This is a genomic window from Lacipirellula limnantheis (genome assembly GCF_007746075.1).
Taxonomy (GTDB): domain Bacteria; phylum Planctomycetota; class Planctomycetia; order Pirellulales; family Lacipirellulaceae; genus Lacipirellula; species Lacipirellula limnantheis.
Window position 1 is genome coordinate 1,350,387 of sequence record NZ_CP036339.1, and the last position, 17,024, is coordinate 1,367,410.

Genomic DNA, 17,024 nt, shown 5'->3' on the forward strand with positions numbered 1-17,024 from the left:
CAATAGTTCACCGCGGGTAAAACTGCGGCAGTCATTCTGCTCCCTAACGCCGGTCGCCAGTTGCCATGTCCCTGTTTTTCTCCTTCGACGGCATCGACGGCGGCGGAAAGAGCACTCAGCTAAAGCTCTTCTGTCAGTGGTTGAGCGACCAGGGGCGCGATCCCATCGTGTGCCGCGATCCCGGCACGACGGCGGCGGGTGAGGAGATCCGGAAGCTCCTCTTAGCCGCTGACGACTCTACTCCCATCGCTCCGCGCAGCGAGATGCTGCTCTACATGGCCGCCCGGGCCCAGTTGGTGGACGAGATCATCCGACCCGCCCTCAAAGCGGGCCGCACGGTGGTTTCTGATCGGTACTTGCTCGCCAACCTGGTCTACCAAGGCCACGCGGGCGGATTGCCGGTCGAGGCGGTACGGCGAGTTGGTTCCATCGCCACCGACGGGGTCATGCCCGACTGCACCTTCCTGTTAGATCTCGATCCCGCGATCGCCCTGGCACGGATGGGGAGGCAACTCGATCGTGTTGAGAATCGAGGAACAGCCTACCGCGAACGCCTGCGGGTTGGCTTTCTGACCGAGGCCGCCGGTTCCAACGGCAAAGTTCACGTGATCGCCGCCAATCGCCAGGTTGATTCGATCCAGCAGGAAATCCGCGAGATCGCGACGAAGTTGCTCAACTAGCGACGCCAAAAGCAGGCTCTGCGGCCGCAAAGCTTCGCGGTTTCGTCCGAAGGCCCGACTGAAACCGGTCGTTTCACCGAGCCGCGCGGTCCGAATTGACTCCGTACGCCAAAAGCGCTAAAATCTCATGGCACTTAAGCTTACGTTCATTGTCCGCGAATTTGCTGATTCGTCTCGCCGCTTCCTGGTGGCGAACGTCGGGTTAGATCGTCGATACGACAACAGTGTGATTCCCGTGCAGGTCCATACCATCGGCCGCGAGTCGGCGATTCGTCAGCCGCAGATGCACGGAACGCACGCCAAGGTTCGACCTGGCTCGGGTGGCCAGTCGCCGTCCTTGGCGCCATGCCCTCAGGGAATGGGGCTGCGAGAATGTATGCTCGGAGGATTGGTGACGCTTGGGAGGCCCTTGCGCCGGCCAAGCTAAATCTCTATCTCGACGTTTTGGGACGTCGACCTGACGGGTTCCACGAGCTGGAAACCTTGTTGGCGCCAATCCGCCTCTACGACCGGCTGGTTTGGCATCCTCACGACATCGACGGCTCCGCTGAGTTCAGCTTCCGTTACCATCCTTTCTCGGCGACCACGTTGGTCGACCAGGCGCCCCCGGACGAACGCAATCTCGTTTGGCGCGCCGTTCACTCATTGGCTGCAGCGGCGGGTAGGCCGCCGCACGGCTCCTTCGTCCTCACCAAACGCATCCCGATCCAGGCCGGCCTGGGGGGCGGCAGCAGCGACGCCGCCGCGGCCCTCGTACTGGCGAATGCCGCCTGGAACATCGGCTATTCGCCGGCACGTTTGAGCGACCTTGCCGCGCAACTGGGCAGTGACGTCCCGTTTTTCATGGCAGGTCAGACGGCCGTCTGCCGGGGGCGGGGCGAGCGCGTCGCGCCAGTCGACTCGATGCCCCGCCTCAACGTTGTCGTCGTCGCGCCGCGCGAGGGAATTTCGACGGCCGGCGCCTTCCGCGAGCTCGATGCCCCCGAATGGAACCCGGCCGAAGGTCGCCAGGGCCACACGCGGCTCGCACAATTGTTGGAGTCGCTGCGTCGGGGCTCATTGACGTCGGCGGCGCGATGGATGACGAACGCGTTGCAGGCCGCCGCGACGAGCCTCTGTCCCGTGGTGGAGCGGCTCGGCACAATCTTTGCTTCGCTGGGGTGCTGCGCCCACCAACTCACCGGAAGCGGCTCTGCCTATTTCGGCGTGATGCGATCCGCCCGCCATGCTCGTCGAGCCGCCGCAGTTCTTGCCTCCGCCAATTTGGGTGCCGTCTTCACGACCGCGACGTGCCGCTAAGGACTACCTCGCAAGGAGTATTGCCGTGGAAATCACCGAGGTTCGGATCAAACTCATGGACGAGCCGGGAGAACGTCTCAAGGCGTTTTGCTCGATCACGTTTGACAACTGCTTCGTCGTGCGCGACCTGAAGATCATCGAAGGAACCAGCGGTCCCTTCGTGGCGATGCCGAGCCGCAAGCTCACGGCGCATTGCCCGCGCTGCGGAATGAAGAACCATCTCCGCGCTCCCTACTGCAACCAGTGCGGCAGTCAGCTCTCGAACGACCGAATGCCGCTCGACGCCGACGGAAGAGCCAAGCTGTACGCCGATATCGCGCATCCGATCAACTCGGCCTGTCGCGAAATGATTCAAGAGGTCGTCGTCCAGGAATACTTCGAGGAAATCGAGCGCGCGAAGCACCCCGACTACGTGTCGCGCTACGACGACTTCGACGTGGAATTCGGCGATTTCAAACGACCGCAGCAAGCGGCGGGGGGCGATACGCGAGTCGATCAGGCTCACCAGCGGCGACATTCGCACCTCGGAAACAACCGGCCGCAAGCTGGCGGGCAGACTCGCGATCGCAACGCGCCCTCCTCTTCACCGACGGCCGCGCGCAATAACTATCGGGAGCCGCCGCAGACCGGTTTCGGCGCAGGCATTTTTCCCGGCGAATAAGCATGGGCGCGAGGCAATCGTCGCCCTAACGCCAACGCAACGTCAATTCATTCTGAGTGCAATGAAGAGGATTGACGAACAGGCGAGCGTCCCCATTCTTCGCGGCACTCCTCGCAGCGCATCATGCCGGCGCGCAGCACGCGCTTGAGCGAAAGCGACGTTGAATCTCTTCGGTGAGATTCCATTGGAAGCGGCTCTAACGCTTCGCGCTAACATCTCGATCGCGCCCATGCGACGCTAGCGTGCAAGCTTCGCTACTCGTCAAATCTTAACGGCGGCTCTGTAGCTAGCGGCGACTCGCCGCCGATATCTAAGGCTGTCGCAAGTCACCCAGCTTAAGGCTGGCGAGTTGATGACGAAGTCGGACGAAGTACGCTGTGCAACCAGAGACCCCTTGGCTCGCCAACGGAGAGGTCGCTACAAGAGAACGCCGCGTCTAGTCCCCTCACCGTGAGTTGACTGCTTAAGAAGTCCCCCATGAGGTTTGCCGCTCGATGGTCGAGAACGCCGAGCGTCTCACGACGCTGGAGCAAGTCCATCAGTATGTCGCCCGCACTCTGAGCCGTCTGGAGACCTTGGACCCCGATCGCTTCCCGCTGACCCAACAAATTCTCAATCGCTCCGGCAAGCCGTGCGGCATTTACTACTGCCTCCAGGGCCCTCGGGCCGTCCGCCTGACCGCGATTTGGGAAACTGAGCAGAACACGATCCTGTTCTACGGCTCGTGCGGACGACGGATGCAGCGCACCCGATTGCTGGAGGCCCCCTTGGTCGGGGCCTGAGACGCCGCTGAGCGCGCCTCAGCTAACGAATGCCAGAATTATTCGCCGGCCGGCATTGCGAACCCGGTTCGGCTCGGTATACTATACAGAAGTACACAACGTCCCGCCGCGGGAAACATGGAGGTCAACCAAATGCTGGTCCTATCTAGAAAGCAATCGCAACGCATCAAGTTGGGAGATTCGATCGTCATCACGGTGGTTCGCGTCGCCGGGGATAAGGTTCGCCTGGGGATTGACGCGCCGCGCGACATGTTGGTCCTGCGCGATGAGCTGGAGCCGCATGCTGCGGACGCTTCGTTGGAATCGCTGGAAGTCGAGGTCGCCGCCGGTGAGTTGGCGTCGCTGGCCCGTTCCGCGTAAGAAAGCCCGCTGCGTCGAAACGTGCTTCTTAGGATGCGAAGAGGCCGTCCCGGCGACGCCGGGACGGCCTCTTCTGCTGATCTTTGACAATCCACGCACCCGTGACGAATCTCGTCGAGCACTTGCTGAGTTAAACAGCAGGCGACGTCGAAAAATCGCTTCGTCAAGGAACTAGTCGCGAGGACGCACGGCGCCGGTCAGGCCAGTGTAGTCCGAGCGGTCTTCCTCGTGCCAGAGCGGTTGGCCCGATCGAATCCGCTCCGCCAGCACTTCGAGCTTTTCGCGTGAGCCAGCCGGGGCCTGGGTCGCCTTGAATTCTTCATCCATCCGCGGGGCGAAGTCTTCGTCGTGACCGTACTTGAGGATCGCTTCGAAAACGTTCTTCAACTTGGGATCGGGCATGGTCCTGCTACCTTTACTAGTTCAACGAACAATATTGCCTTGCATCGAAATGCGCCAATGCGAGCGAAGGCCGCGAGGCCTCTGAGTGATGCGCCTGGGTCAGTGCTCGCAAGAATCCTCAGCCGGCAATGCAGAGGTGGGAATCTTGGTGGGTGCTTCAACGGTGAGGCGATCCATTCGCCGCCACCAGCCGCCGGCTGTTTAATTTTGGATTAAGCGATTATTACCAGCTGGTGAACCAAGTCAAGTTTTTTCCCCTTGACTTCGAGGCCCATACGCAATTTAACAACCCCTTTGCGCGAATCCTTAACGCTTAGGTCGAGCTGCCAGCTGAATCGAATTGCACTAAACCGAAACGAGGCCGAGTGCGCTCGGTAAAACCGCGGGTTTACGCTGACTTTGCGAGGTATCGTGAGGTGGTTCCAGGAGGAGATCGAGCTGCCTGCCAAACGGCGCGGGTTTCACCTTGTAACGCCCGACATTTTGGCGAAACTCCCTCATTTGGCCGGCATCCGCGTTGGGCTGCTCCATTTGTTTCTACAGCACACGTCGGCCTCTCTCTCCATCAATGAGAACGCCGACTCGGACGTGCCGCTCGATTTGGAGTCGTCGTTTTCGGCGCTCGCGCCGGAGAGCTTCCCTTACCGCCATACATGCGAAGGTCCCGACGATATGCCCGCCCATGTAAAGGCGTCCCTGCTGGGAGCCTCGCTTTCAATCCCCATTCGCGAGGGGCGCCTGGCGCTCGGGACCTGGCAAGGCATCTACCTGTGCGAACACCGGAACCATGGCGGGCGGCGACGGTTAATCGCCACGATCTGGGGAGAGTGAACTCCCGACGGGCGCGCTTACGAGTTGGACGACGCACCGCGCTTGGTCGTTAGCGGGCCTTCTCACTCTTCAAACGGCCATGGACGTAAAGGTCTTCACCCAGCGATTCGACGCACCGATCCACGAGTGAGAGGGCCTGCGCCATCGTCGGCAGTCCTTCCCCAGCCAACGGACTCGGCCCTGCGCCCCCCACGAACCGCGGTGCGATGAAGGCATGAACCTCGTCGATTTCGTGCGCGTCCAGCAGTGCGCCGAGAACTTTAGCTCCCCCTTCGACGAGAACGTTCGTCATGCGCCGACGGCCGAGTTCATCGAGCAGGGACAGCCAGCGATCGCTAGCGCTCAATGCCGTTGGCGCAGCTTGCCAAACTTCGACGCCTGCCTCGCGGAGAGCATGACAACGCGATTCTGGCGCGTTCGCAGCGGCCGCTAACAGCACCGGCGCCTCGGACGCCGTGCGCACCAGCTGACTGTCGAGCGACAGCACCGCTTGAGAGTCGAGCACAATCCGCGTCGGCGTCCGTGCTCCTACGGGACGTGCAGTGAGCAGCGGATCATCGTGCTCGGCCGTGCCGCGGCCAACGACGATGGCGTCCATCCTCCCCCGTAGCCGATGAACCACAGCGCGCGACTCTTCGCCGCTGATCCATCGGCTATCGCCGGAGGCAGCGGCCAGTTTGCCGTCAAGCGTCATCGCCCACTTGGCGATCACCCAGGGGCGGCCTCGATTCATTAGCTTGGTAAACGGGGCGATCAGCGCAGCCGCCTCGCCGTCGCTTTCAAAAAGTTCAACCGCGATCCCGGCGGCCCGCAAGGCGCCGATCCCGCGACCGTCTACCACGGGATTAGGATCTCGGCAGCCGACGACGACGCGGGCGACGTGCGCAGCAATCAATGCTTCCGTGCAAGGAGGCGTCTGGCCCTGGTGGGCGCACGGCTCCAGCGTGACGAAGGCCGTGGCGCCGTGCGCTGCCGCGCCCGCTGTCGCGAGCGCTTCGATCTCGGCGTGCGCTCCGCCAAACCGCTGATGCCAACCTTCGCCGACGACGTTGCCGTTGCGCACCAGCACGCAGCCGACCATGGGGTTCGGTTCGACGAGCCCCTCACCGCGGCGGGCGAGTTCGATCGCCCTCTGCATGGGTCGTGAATTGTCGTTCATGGAACTAAGCCACGGCGGCACGACGAAAGAGGGACGCTAACGCGCAACGCCTGGGTGGAAAGCATTTTCGACTTCCCTCGTGACGCTCGTTGCATCTTCGTGGTGAAAAACTAGCCGCATACCATGCTACGGCGTCCAGATCGCCGACTTGCCGCCGCCGGCGCTCGGCGCAGCTGCGGGCGCGCCTTGGTCGGGCGTCCAGAGCCGGCTTGGGTTAGCGGCCGGCGTCTCTAGCGGTCCGCCGCCGGTCGGCATGCCTCGCGGCGTCAGCAACCCGGCCGCGTACAGCAGTCGGTACGTCGCCTCCGCAATGCCCGGCTCGTTGAGGTGCTTCGCGCGAATTTCGTTGAGCGTCTCCTGCACGCCGAGCGGATCGCCCCGTTCGATCTGCACCTCAAGTTCCAGCAACGACCACTCTCCGGCTGGCTTGGTCGCCCGAGCGGCCCAGTCCTTGGCTTGGGCGGTCCACTGGAGGGCCTTGTCCGGATCCGGTTCAGAGCGAATCACCTGCCGGAACACCGGACCCAGGTCGACGCCTGGCGTATTGCGTCTGATCAACTCATGCGCCAAAGCCAACGACGCCACCGCGGCGCCCGACATCGACGCACGGTTGAACAGCTGCATCAACCGATCTTCTGGCGCCTTGGCCATGTCAAGCCGCGACAGCCGCGTGATCGGAATGCGCTCCCAGTCGACGTTCGCCGGATCGACGGCCTCTGCTCGCGGCACGCCCAACTGCTCGCGCAGTTCTTGAAACATCGCCTGCTCTTCTGGATCAACGGCCGCCTGTTCCACGATCAGAATGCTCGCCAACAGCGGAATGCGCAACTCGGCTTTACCAGCCGCGTCGCGCGGAGACAATCCGTTGAGCGCGGCTCGCGGCGCCGCGGTCCAATCGTCGACGATTGCCTGGCGGCGCCGCTGCGCGAGCAACTTCCGCCGGAGCGCCGGGGGCGTGTCGTTTGGCAATCGCCAACGCCAACTGAGCGCCTCTTCCGACGCCGACTTCTCGGCAACGACCTCTTCCTCGCTTTGCGGCCCAACGGCGTCGCCCAAGATCTGGCCGATCAACTGCTGCACTTTCTCAAACTGCTCGCCCCGGTCGGTCGTCACCTCGACGCGCGCGTCGCGATCGGTCCTTTTGCCGTAGATGCTGATGAACGCCAGGACGTTCGGCGCATCCTCGAAATTCAGATCCGTCCCGGTCTTGGGTACGGGGCGATCCAACAGGATGTGAGTGCTGCGAGGACGAGTGACTTCGTCCTCTTCCAGCGACTCCGGATCGAGTTCGTAGTGCTCAATCCGCTTGTCGCTGGCGAGCTTCTCGGTGACGGCGTCTTCATCGAGGATCGGATACGTGAGTCGCACTGACTGCAGTACAGGCTCCTCCAAGTTTGGATCGACGAGTTGGGCGAGCGCCTCGGCCTCGACCGCTTCGTCGAGCGATACGTTGAGTTTGGCAAACCGGTGGAGCCCCTCGGCAAAACGCCCTTCGTCGCCGAGCCAGCCGCGCATGAGCGCCAGGTTGTAGGTGACCGCGGGATCGGGATTCGCTTCGTTGAGGATCTTGGCGAACTCCGCCTCGGCGCGGCGCCACAAGCCGCGACGCGCGAGTCGCAAGCCTTCCTCAAAAGTCCCCTTGGTGCCCGTGGCGAAGTGCGACGGGCAATCCATCAACATCAGGTTATCGCGCAACAGCAGCGGCAACCCCCCTTGAAGATTGAGCCGCAGCAATAGTTCCAGCGCTTGATTATCCCCTTCGGGGGCTACGCCCGCGTAAAGCAACAGATGGGCGCGAGCGGCGATCATGTCCCCGTCGATCAGTAGCGCGTGCCCGACGGCCCCGATTGCCTCAAACACTCGCTGGGGCATGTCGTTGTCCGTCAGCTCTAGCGCATCCTGCAGCCGAGTGACGGCTTGGATGACCTCTCCGCGCGAGGCGGCGAGCACGGCCAATTGCGCATGGGCCGCGGGATTCTGGGGCGCCACGCTCAGAAAGTGCTCCAGCGTTTCTTCCGCAGCATCCAGATCGTTAAGCGACAACTCGATCATCGCACGGATGTCGAGCAGCGACGCTCGGTCGGGTTGCTTCGCGAGCAGCGTCTCGACATGCTTCAGCGCCGCGTGCGGCTGTTCTCCCGCGACTAGCTTCGTGATCTTCTCGATGTCGGCGGCGAGATCAACGCAGCAAAACTTCAGCTTCTTGCCGCTGCCGCAAGGACACGGGGAATAGGGATCGATGGCCATGGCCGGGAGCTTTCTGCGTCGTAGTGAATGGAGAGTCGGACCGGAGGGGATGGCGCCGTCGGGGGACTTTATCGTACCAAACCGGGGAACGGGCGACGACCCGCCGCCCAGTCAGCAAACGCAGACCGCTGATGCCTTGAGCCCGCGGGCAAAGGCGCGTCATTCGGGCGAGAAGTGGACTCGCGCAGCGGCGGGGCGGCGAAACTTCCACCCTGAAGACTGTTCGGCGCGGCGAATTTGGCACGCACCGTTTCCGACGTTATGCAAGCGAAGACCGCTTGATCTCCAGCAGTGCGAGCAACGCCTTTTGCGGATCGGCGAATTTGCGAAGCCCCTCTTCCATGAGCGTCTGCTCCATATGAACGCCGTCGACCTTCGCGGCTATTTCGCTCAATACTTCGGCAGGCGGCAGGTCATCGATCGTGCGCGAGAAGGTCCGCCCGCTGGCCTGCACCGCGTCATTCGTCGCCGGCGGGTTCGTCTGAATGTCGCTGCCCACGAGCGCTTCGACGTACTTCCAGGGGGGATCGCTGGCCCGTTTGGTGCCTGTGCTGGCGAACACGATCTCCTGCTTCAGCGGCGTCTTTTTGTCCGCCCAGAACGTTTGGTTCGCCCGCCAGATTTGCTTGGCGTTTACCAGACCGACCTGTCCCTGCGCCGCTTCCGAAAGACTCGGGACGTACTTCTCCGTATAGACGTCTAGCCGCGAGATAAAGATGCTGTAGACGCTCTTGAATGCATCCAGTGTATTTCGCCGTTGCGCCCCGCGCCATACCGCGTCACGCGCCGCTTCATACTGTCGCATCGAAAAGACGAGCGTAACGTTGAGCGAAATGCCCCGCGCGCACAATTCCTCCAGCGCGCCGAGCCCCGCCGGCGTGGCCGGCACCTTGATCATGCGATTGGGGCGCTCCTTGGACCAGTGCGTGCCGAGTTCGATGTACCGCTGGCTTCGTTCTTCGATCGCCAGCTGGCAGTTGACGTCTTCCAGCAACGGGTCGAGCTCAAAGCTCACGTAGCCGTCGTCGCCGTGAGTTTGGTCCCACACCGGTCGAAACACCTCTTGGGCTCCCGCCACCACCTGATCCGTGAGCGCCCAGGCGGCATCGGCATCGGCTAGTCCGCTGCGCAGCAACTTGGCCAGCTGGTCGTCGAAGCGTCCGGTCTTGATCAGATCGCTGATGATGATCGGGTTCGACGTGGCTCCGGAGGCGCCCAGAGCTCGGTTGGCGCGAACCAAATCGGGATCGACCGAGTCGAGCCAAATCTTGGTACCGGCGGCGACAATCGATTCGATGGGGGAGGGCATGGCGGAATCACCTGCAGGACTGGATGCGGACCGTTGTCATCATACCGAATCGCCGCTGCGCGAGCTGAGTGGTCCCAGGGTCGGCTGGACTCAGGCTGCCGGCAGCGGGCGCCAGCATGGTAGTTAATCTGCGCAAAGCGAGGCGAGACTGTGGTTCGGCCACGAGTTTGGCGGTTGTTCCGGTGGAAACGTTTTTGGCGATTCTAGCGGTTATTCCTGTGCTGATGGTCAGTGGCGGACGATTAAACAGTTGTGCAAACGGCGGGCGCAAACCGTGCGTCGCTGGGGGGACCGTTGGGCGAGGAGACTGTCCGGTGAAAATCTTCAATCCTCTTCTGTTGGGTCTGGTGCTCGCACTCGCGAGTCGAGGGGCGACCGCGCAGGAGACGTTGTCTGGACCGCTGACCGGCGATGGCGGCGACCTGCCGCCGGCAGTGGATCTGAGCAATGACTACGGCGGCGAAACGCTGCCCAGCGTCGTTGACGAAGGCGACAGCCCCCTGGAACCGATTGCCGCCGGCGAAGAGACCGAAGGCTTCGACGGTTCCATTCTTGGACAGCCGATGCACCTGCTGGAGCAGTGCACGCCCTACTTCGAAAGTTCCGGCACCTGGCTGCAGCGAGGATTCTGGTTCACGGAACTCGACTACGTCGCCTTCAATCGCAGTTGGGAACGCAAAGGGCTCATCCTCGCCAACGAGGAACGCGTCGTCACGACGAATCCGATCGGGCAGTACATCGTGCAAAACGTCCTGCAGATTGGCGGATCGCGGCCAGGCATGGAAGGCGTCGGCCGAGTTAAGCTTGGCCGATTCTTGTTCCGCGACGTTAGCAATCGCGATCATCTGCTGGAGGCGACCTGGCTCGGCGGCGGCAGTTGGCAGCAAGCGGTGAGTCTCGACGCCGCGACGACCAACGGCTTGCAAGTGTCGAACTTCATTGATCGCGTCAACGAGTCGTTCGACGGCGCACGCAGCATGAACTACGTCTACGACAGCGAGATGAATAGCGGCGAGCTCAACTACACGGTTCGCACGCGCATGTCTCGCGACCAGTTGCAACTTCAGCCCAATGGCACGTGGGTGCGGGCGGCCAACCCCACCAAGACTTACTCTTATCTGGCCGGCCTGCGGTACATCGACGTCAGCGAAGAACTCGACTGGAACGCCACCGAGATTCCGGTGACGAACGTCTTGAACGAGTCGGGCTTTTACACCATCGACACGGAAAACCGCCTGCTCGGCACGCAGATGGGCGGCTCGTTCGGTTACGAAACGGCGCGGTGGAGCATCACGGCAACGGCCAAAGCTGGCGGCTACTGGAATCGCATGCACTTGAAGTCTGCGTTCCAAGTCGGCGAAACGACGATCGTCAACAGCGGCGAAACCGACAGCACCGAGGACAACCTCTCGTTCGTCGGCGAGGCCGGCCTGCTCACCAAGTGGCATCTACGGCCGAACGTCTCGCTCCGCGCGGGACTGGACCTGCTGTACATCGAATCGGTCGCGCTGGCCCCGTTCCAAGCCAACTTCATCCCCGGCGGCTACTCCGCGATCGCCTCCGGCGGCGACTGCGTCTACATGGGCGGCTCGGTCGGCATCGAGTCGTATTGGTAACCATGCCCCGGTAAGCTTGCGCGATCGACAGACTCAAGATTGCTAGCAATCAAATCTGAGCCGCGGGGGCAAACCCTGCGGCTCGCTTTCGTTGACGCCGCCCGAGTTTTGAGCGGCCTTCTACAAGCCCGTAAGGCCCTGAGGCTTCGCAGTCGGCGTAGACTCTGGCGCCGATTGACGCTACCGTAGTTGCTTGCATGGCGAGTGCGCGGGGCCATGGTTCGCCAACCGGATGCGAGCAGCCCGGCACGCAACTCGCCGAGCCCCTTTCATGAGGAAAGGGAGCTTCGAAACGACCCCGCGCGACTGCCTCTCCATGCCGACGAAGCAACCATCGTTCTTGGCGCGCACGACGCTTGGACTGCCTCATTACTTGCTCGTCGCGATGGCGGCGCTCTTCGTGCTGGCGCTGGCGCCGCTTGGAGCCTGGAAGGCAGTCCAACGGCAATCAAATCAGATCGAGTCCTGGCTCCCGGCGTCGCATGGCGTGGCGCTGGACGACCGCTGGTTTCGCGAGCAGTTCGACGGTCAGCAGTTTATCATGGTCAGCTGGGACGATTGCACTCTCGGCAAACCGGCCAAGCTCGCGACGCTCGCTCGCAAGCTGCAACAAGAGGCGGCCGGCCCTGATTCCGCCATCGCCCGCGTCGAAACCGGACCGCAGTGGGTTGATCGGCTCACTGCGGCCCCTTACGGATTGGCGTATGAAGGCGCGATCGACCGGCTCGAGGGAACGTTTGTCGGGCCTCCTCAACGCGACGAGCGCGGCGCGTCGTTAGGTTATGCTTCGCGTCAAACTTGTCTCGTGGCGTACGTCACTCCGCTGGCCGCCTCCAGCGACGCCGCCGTCGCCTCGGCGATCGAACGCATTCGTACGGCAGCCCAGGAAAGCGGCATCGAAGTCGCTTCCCTACGGATGGCCGGTCCCGCGATTGATGCGGTCCTCACGGGCCAAGAGAACCTCGCTTCGCTGCTCCGCTGGGGCAGTCTCGCGGTGCTGTTGAGCGCGGCGATCTGCGCCTGGCGGCTGCACAGCATTCGCCTGGCAGCGATGGTCGCCCTCCCCGCCGTGGCAAGCGGCGTCATCATGCTGGCCATTGTGTTTTACTCGGGAGCGCTCGAAGTCCTGTCGCTCGGCCGGCCGACGCCGCTGCTGGGCGTCGCCGATGCGTTAGTGATGGCTGCGCCGCTGCTGACCTACGCTCTGGCGCTTGTCGCCGGGCTCCGCGTGCTTCACTACTACCGTGACGCCCGGTTGGCCCACGGCCTCGACGGGGCCGCCGAGCGCGCGGTCGCCGATGGTTGGCCTGGCTTGGGGATGGTCGCCTTGCTCTTCGCCGCCCTGATGGGCGCCCTTTGCTTCAGCGATCTCTTACCGCTGCGGCGCTTTGGCCTCTTCGCCGGTCTCGGGACGCTGGCGAGCGTCGGCGCTGTGCTGGCAATTCTGCCCGTTTGGCTCCATCGTTTTCCGCTCGGCGACCGCGCTGTGAAGTCGATGGCCGGCCCGCGGCAAGACGGTTCGCCGTCGCCGCGCCTGGCCAGCGTGTTTGAAGCCGCGATCACTGGCCGCGGCCTGATGGCGGCCGCCGGTTTGCTCGTACTCGCAGCCGCGGTCATTGGCGCGCAGCAACTCAACCCAGTCACGCGCCTGCCGGCACTGCTGGGAGGCCGCTCAGCGCTGGTCAGCGATTACGACTGGTTCGGGGCTCGCGTCGGACACGCCGTGCCGCTCGAAATTGTGCTGACCGTGCCGAACGAACGCCATCGCGACCCCCACGAAAGTCCCGAAGTCGACGGTCAGCAATACCGCATGACCAAGCGCGAACAAATGGAGTTCGTGAGCGAAGTGCAAGCTCGTCTCGACGGCATCTCTGAATTAAGCGGGTCGCTCTCCGCCGGTACGTTGCTGCCGGCGAGCGGCGATCTCGGCGACGGCGTTGCACTTCAGCGCGACTTGACGGCGCTTGAGCTAGTTCGCGCCGAGCGTCGCATGGGCAGCGATCTCGAAACAGGCCGGCAACTTTGGCGGGTCAGCGCTCGACTGATGGCCGCTACGCCCGGACTGCCCGTCGATTATCTCGCGACGCGCGACCGCGTGCATATTGCGGTGAATCCAGTGCTTCAGGCGTACGAGCAACGCGACTGGCTAGTCCGCGAATTGCACGAGCGAGGCGGCCAATTGCAAGACGCCGCCATTTGCATCTTGTTCCACGGACTCGACGACGCGGCGACGCCGGAGGACGGCGCGCCCGCGGCGCTGTTGGGCGCCTTGCTCAATCGGAGCGGCGTTCAGCGCGGAGGGGTCACCTACTACAACACCCGCCAGCTTGAACGCCAAGGCCAAGCAGCCGCCGCGCGCGAGCGGGCTGCCGACAGTTTGCGAAACAGTGCGGTGGTCTTGGCTGCGCCTGTTGCCGACGCCTCTCCGGAAGCCACGGCCCTCGCGGGCTTGGCGCAGGCCGGACTAAGCGTCATTGACCTCGGCAAGTTGCCGCCGATCGAGGAATCAGCGACGTCCCCCTCGGTCGAAATCGGCGGCGCGCGACCGATTCGCGCTGTGTTCAACGGGACGCCCATGATCGCAACGGCCGTCAGCGAAGAGTTGAGCGCGACGCCGGGCATCGTCTGGAAAGTCGTCGTGCCCGGCCTAATCGTGGCGATGATGTGCGTCGTTTGGCATCCGGTTGTTGGGTTGGCGGCCGTGATCGCGGTCGCCTTGCCGCTCGCGCTGACGCTGGGCGTCATGGGCTGGGCTGGCCTGCCATACGATCTCGGCATCGTGCTGATCGGCGGCTTGGCGGTCGGCTTGGCGCTTGACGGGGCCATCCATTACGTCGCCTGGTTCCGCCACGGCGTCAACGCCGAACTCTTCCGGGACGAGGCGGCTCGCATGGCGTTCGCGCGCTGCGCACCCGCCACGGTCGACGGCGCCATTGCGATCGGAATCGGCTTCTCCGCGCTCGCGCTGAGCCCCGTTACCCTATTCCATCAGCTTGGGCTGGTGGCTCTGGGCCTCGAAGCCGCCGTCCTGTTCGCCTGCCTCGTCGTGCTGCCGGCCATCATGGCGAGCCCGCTGGCCGCGATGATGGGGGCCGACGCCGCGCCGGCGGCCGCGAACCAGACGATCCCGCCGGTGCGCATCGTTCTGCCCGGCGAGGGCGACGGCGAACTTCGCCCCTCTCGCACGGACGCCGCCGCTACGGGCGTGCCCGCCCCGACGCATCGTGGCCGCACCCCTGTACCTGCGTCTCATGGCGGCCGCGACGCGGAGGGCCCTCACGAAAGCCTTCAGGCGAAGCTCCAGCGGTTGCGTCACGCCTCGGGCGAATAGGCTGGCTGTTGCCCTCGGGCCGCCGTGGTATTCTGGCAATGGCTTGCCCTGCCGTCGCCGCCGCAATAATTAACCGCGGCCCCCGGCGATGCATTGAGATCCGCCAACGCCGCCAGACACCGCGCGCCCGATCCGTTCTGAAAATTGCCGCCGCACGCCTCATTTCGCCAAACTGATAACTCAATCGATAATCCTCCATGTCTTACCGCAACCTGATGTTGCTGATGGCGATGCTGCTTGTCTCGTATGCCTGCTACGTGCGCGCCGAGCAGAACCCCTACGCCCGCTACGTTGCCGCGGGCTTTTCCGTAATCGACGACTGGGCCCTTGAGAAGGCGCCTGACCAGGAACTTTTCAACGGCGCCATGCACGGCATGATCTCCGTGCTTCACCGGCACGGCGACCAGCACTCCGAGTTCGTCGACGCGAATCAGCAGGACGCGTTCACCGAAGAATACGACCAGGAGTTCGGCGGCGTCGGCATTCGTTTGCGACTGTTGGGCGAACCTCAAATGCCGACGGTGATCGGCCTTCCCGAACCAGGGACGCCCGCCGCCGAGGCCGACATCCGTTTGGGCGACCGGATTGAAGCGGTCGACGGCAAAGCGACCGCCGGACTCAGTCTCGAAGAAGTCACCCGCATGGTCCGCGGTCCGATCGGCGAACCGGTGACGCTCACGATCATGAGGCCCGACGCCGAAGCGCCCCATGCCGTCACGATCGATCGCGCGGTGATCATGGTCGAGTCGATCCTCGGCGACGTTCGCGGCCCCGACGGCCGCTGGAATTTCCTGATCAGCGAAAATCCGCGCATCGGCTACGTCCGCATTCGCATGTTCGGCGACAAGACCGCCGAGGAACTTTCCTCGGTCCTTGCTGAACTCACGAAGGATGACGAACTGGCCGGCCTGATCATCGACGTCCGCGACGATGCTGGCGGCGCCCTCGACGCCGCGGTGGAAATCAGCGACCTCTTTCTGCGTGCGGGCCGACAAATCGTCTCCACCCGCGATCGCGACGGCAACGTCCGGGACCGTTACCTTTCGACTGGCTCCGGCGGCTACGCCGGCCTGCCGTTGGTCGTCCTCGTCGATCGCAATAGTGCAAGCGCCAGCGAGATCGTCGCCGCCTGCCTGCAAGACTACGACCGGGCGAAGATCGTCGGCGAACGCTCCTACGGCAAAGGAACCGTTCAGCGGCTCATGCACATCGAGTCAGGCCGCAGCATGCTGAAACTTACTTCGGCGACCTACTGGCGCCCCAGCGAGAAGAACATCCATCGCATGCCCGGCGACGACGAGTCGGCCGAGTGGGGCGTGACTCCTGACGACGGTTTTCTCGTTCCCCTGACGGATGAAGAGTACGAGGTGTGGCGCAACTATCGCGGTCGGCGCGATTTGATCGGCGAGGGCCTCGAGGGCGACTTAGCGAAGGAACTCACCGCGCACGACGGCGAACTTCCAGCAGACTATCAGGACCAAGCTCTGCGGCTGGCGATCGAATTCTTGAGTCAAAAGCCCGAGAATTCAAGCAAATAATTCTGGCGGCAAAAGTTGCCCAATCGACGCTGTTTGCGACTCGCTGCAAGGTAGTTTGAAGAAACTTCTTCCCGAGCGGCCACGCCATCGGTCCCTGCCACTGGCGGCTTCGAGCCGCGCGGATCGCAACTCCTTGCTCCGCTGACGGTTGCCGCCGCAAGTAGCGCAGCGTGCGGACGTCGCCGTGGCCATTGGCATGAGGAGTGCATTAGAGGGTCCCGTTCGAATCTTGTCTGGTCCCTCTCATTCAACAACAGTCTTATCACCGTGGCCGCGATGGACGCCGCCGCGAGCAGCGAGAAAGGAATTTTCGATGGTCGCCCCCAACAAAACACGCCGAGTTGTCTGCACCGTTGTCCGCGTTGCCGACGAGCCGCAAATTGAAACGAGCCGTTACATTCGCAAGCCGAGTACGCTTGTACCCTGGGCTGACCCTTACATCGCCGGCTTGGTCCGTCGTCTGCAAAGCGAGGTGCGGATGGAACGGGCCGAAGCCGCCGACCGCGGCGAAGCCCACGCTTTGGAGATGTTCGACAATCGCGGCGCCGTCGCCTGGCTCGCCCAGTCGGCCGTGGCCGACCTTGACCCGCCGTCGCCGGCGATCGACGAGGATTGGCACTGGAGCGAAATGCCGCGGTGGTCATTCGATGACGAAGCAATTGCGGAATAACGACAGCCCCGGACTCCGCCCGGGGGTAGCAGCAAACAACGCAAAACCCACCGATCATTCAAACCCCGGGCGAAGCCCGGGGTTGAAGACGTCGACAATCTAACTAACTTGGCGAAAGGATTCGCAATGCTCACCTTTC

14 protein-coding genes are annotated in these 17,024 nt (G+C 63.3%); 10 read left to right on the top strand and 4 right to left on the bottom strand.

Annotated elements, in window-relative coordinates; translation table 11 throughout:
- The first annotated feature begins 65 nt into the window (after positions 1-65).
- The 5 genes from tmk (at position 66) to I41_RS05190 (ending at position 3,782) form a co-directional block, all read left to right on the top strand.
- A complete protein-coding gene (gene tmk, locus I41_RS05170; protein WP_246133806.1) occupies positions 66-680 on the top strand; it encodes a dTMP kinase in 615 nt (204 codons plus the stop codon).
- Positions 681-1,052: 372 nt separating this feature from the next.
- Positions 1,053-1,979, top strand: coding sequence for a 4-(cytidine 5'-diphospho)-2-C-methyl-D-erythritol kinase (ispE, locus tag I41_RS05175; RefSeq protein WP_168206702.1), 927 nt, complete (start codon positions 1,053-1,055; stop codon positions 1,977-1,979).
- Positions 1,980-2,004: 25 nt separating this feature from the next.
- A complete protein-coding gene (locus I41_RS05180) occupies positions 2,005-2,640 on the top strand; it encodes a SpoVG family protein (protein ID WP_145431532.1) in 636 nt (211 codons plus the stop codon).
- Positions 2,641-3,134: 494 nt separating this feature from the next.
- Positions 3,135-3,422, top strand: a complete 288-nt coding sequence (locus tag I41_RS05185) for a hypothetical protein (RefSeq protein ID WP_145431533.1) — start codon at positions 3,135-3,137, stop codon at positions 3,420-3,422.
- Between the two features lie 132 nt (positions 3,423-3,554).
- Entirely contained in the window at positions 3,555-3,782 is a 228-nt protein-coding gene (locus I41_RS05190; RefSeq protein ID WP_145431534.1) for a carbon storage regulator, read from the top strand.
- Between the two features lie 171 nt (positions 3,783-3,953).
- Here the strand turns inward: I41_RS05190 and I41_RS05195 are convergent, their stop codons facing one another.
- Entirely contained in the window at positions 3,954-4,184 is a 231-nt protein-coding gene (locus tag I41_RS05195) for a hypothetical protein (protein ID WP_145431535.1), read from the bottom strand.
- Positions 4,185-4,592: 408 nt separating this feature from the next.
- Here I41_RS05195 and I41_RS05200 point away from each other — a divergent pair, with 408 nt between their 5' ends.
- On the top strand, positions 4,593-5,015 hold the full coding sequence (locus I41_RS05200) for a secondary thiamine-phosphate synthase enzyme YjbQ (RefSeq protein WP_145436258.1): 423 nt from the start codon (positions 4,593-4,595) through the stop codon (positions 5,013-5,015).
- A 49-nt stretch (positions 5,016-5,064) separates the two neighbouring features.
- Here I41_RS05200 and ribD read toward each other — a convergent pair whose 3' ends face one another.
- The 3 genes from ribD to I41_RS05215 all read right to left on the bottom strand — a co-directional run bounded on the left by ribD (position 5,065) and on the right by I41_RS05215 (position 9,730).
- Positions 5,065-6,174 (bottom strand): bifunctional diaminohydroxyphosphoribosylaminopyrimidine deaminase/5-amino-6-(5-phosphoribosylamino)uracil reductase RibD, encoded by a 1,110-nt coding sequence (gene ribD / locus I41_RS05205; RefSeq protein ID WP_145431536.1) that lies wholly within the window; start codon positions 6,172-6,174, stop codon positions 5,065-5,067.
- 126 nt (positions 6,175-6,300) lie between these two features.
- A complete protein-coding gene (locus I41_RS05210) occupies positions 6,301-8,421 on the bottom strand; it encodes an SEC-C domain-containing protein (RefSeq protein WP_145431537.1) in 2,121 nt (706 codons plus the stop codon).
- A 259-nt stretch (positions 8,422-8,680) separates the two neighbouring features.
- Entirely contained in the window at positions 8,681-9,730 is a 1,050-nt protein-coding gene (locus tag I41_RS05215) for a transaldolase family protein (protein ID WP_145431538.1), read from the bottom strand.
- A gap of 314 nt (positions 9,731-10,044) precedes the next feature.
- Here I41_RS05215 and I41_RS05220 point away from each other — a divergent pair, with 314 nt between their 5' ends.
- The 4 genes from I41_RS05220 to I41_RS05235 all read left to right on the top strand — a co-directional run bounded on the left by I41_RS05220 (position 10,045) and on the right by I41_RS05235 (position 16,885).
- Entirely contained in the window at positions 10,045-11,346 is a 1,302-nt protein-coding gene (locus I41_RS05220) for a BBP7 family outer membrane beta-barrel protein (RefSeq protein ID WP_168206703.1), read from the top strand.
- 271 nt (positions 11,347-11,617) lie between these two features.
- On the top strand, positions 11,618-14,677 hold the full coding sequence (locus tag I41_RS05225; protein WP_168206704.1) for an MMPL family transporter: 3,060 nt from the start codon (positions 11,618-11,620) through the stop codon (positions 14,675-14,677).
- Between the two features lie 197 nt (positions 14,678-14,874).
- A complete protein-coding gene (locus I41_RS05230; protein WP_145431541.1) occupies positions 14,875-16,215 on the top strand; it encodes a S41 family peptidase in 1,341 nt (446 codons plus the stop codon).
- A gap of 313 nt (positions 16,216-16,528) precedes the next feature.
- On the top strand, positions 16,529-16,885 hold the full coding sequence (locus I41_RS05235) for a hypothetical protein (protein ID WP_145431542.1): 357 nt from the start codon (positions 16,529-16,531) through the stop codon (positions 16,883-16,885).
- Positions 16,886-17,024: the final 139 nt, after the last annotated feature.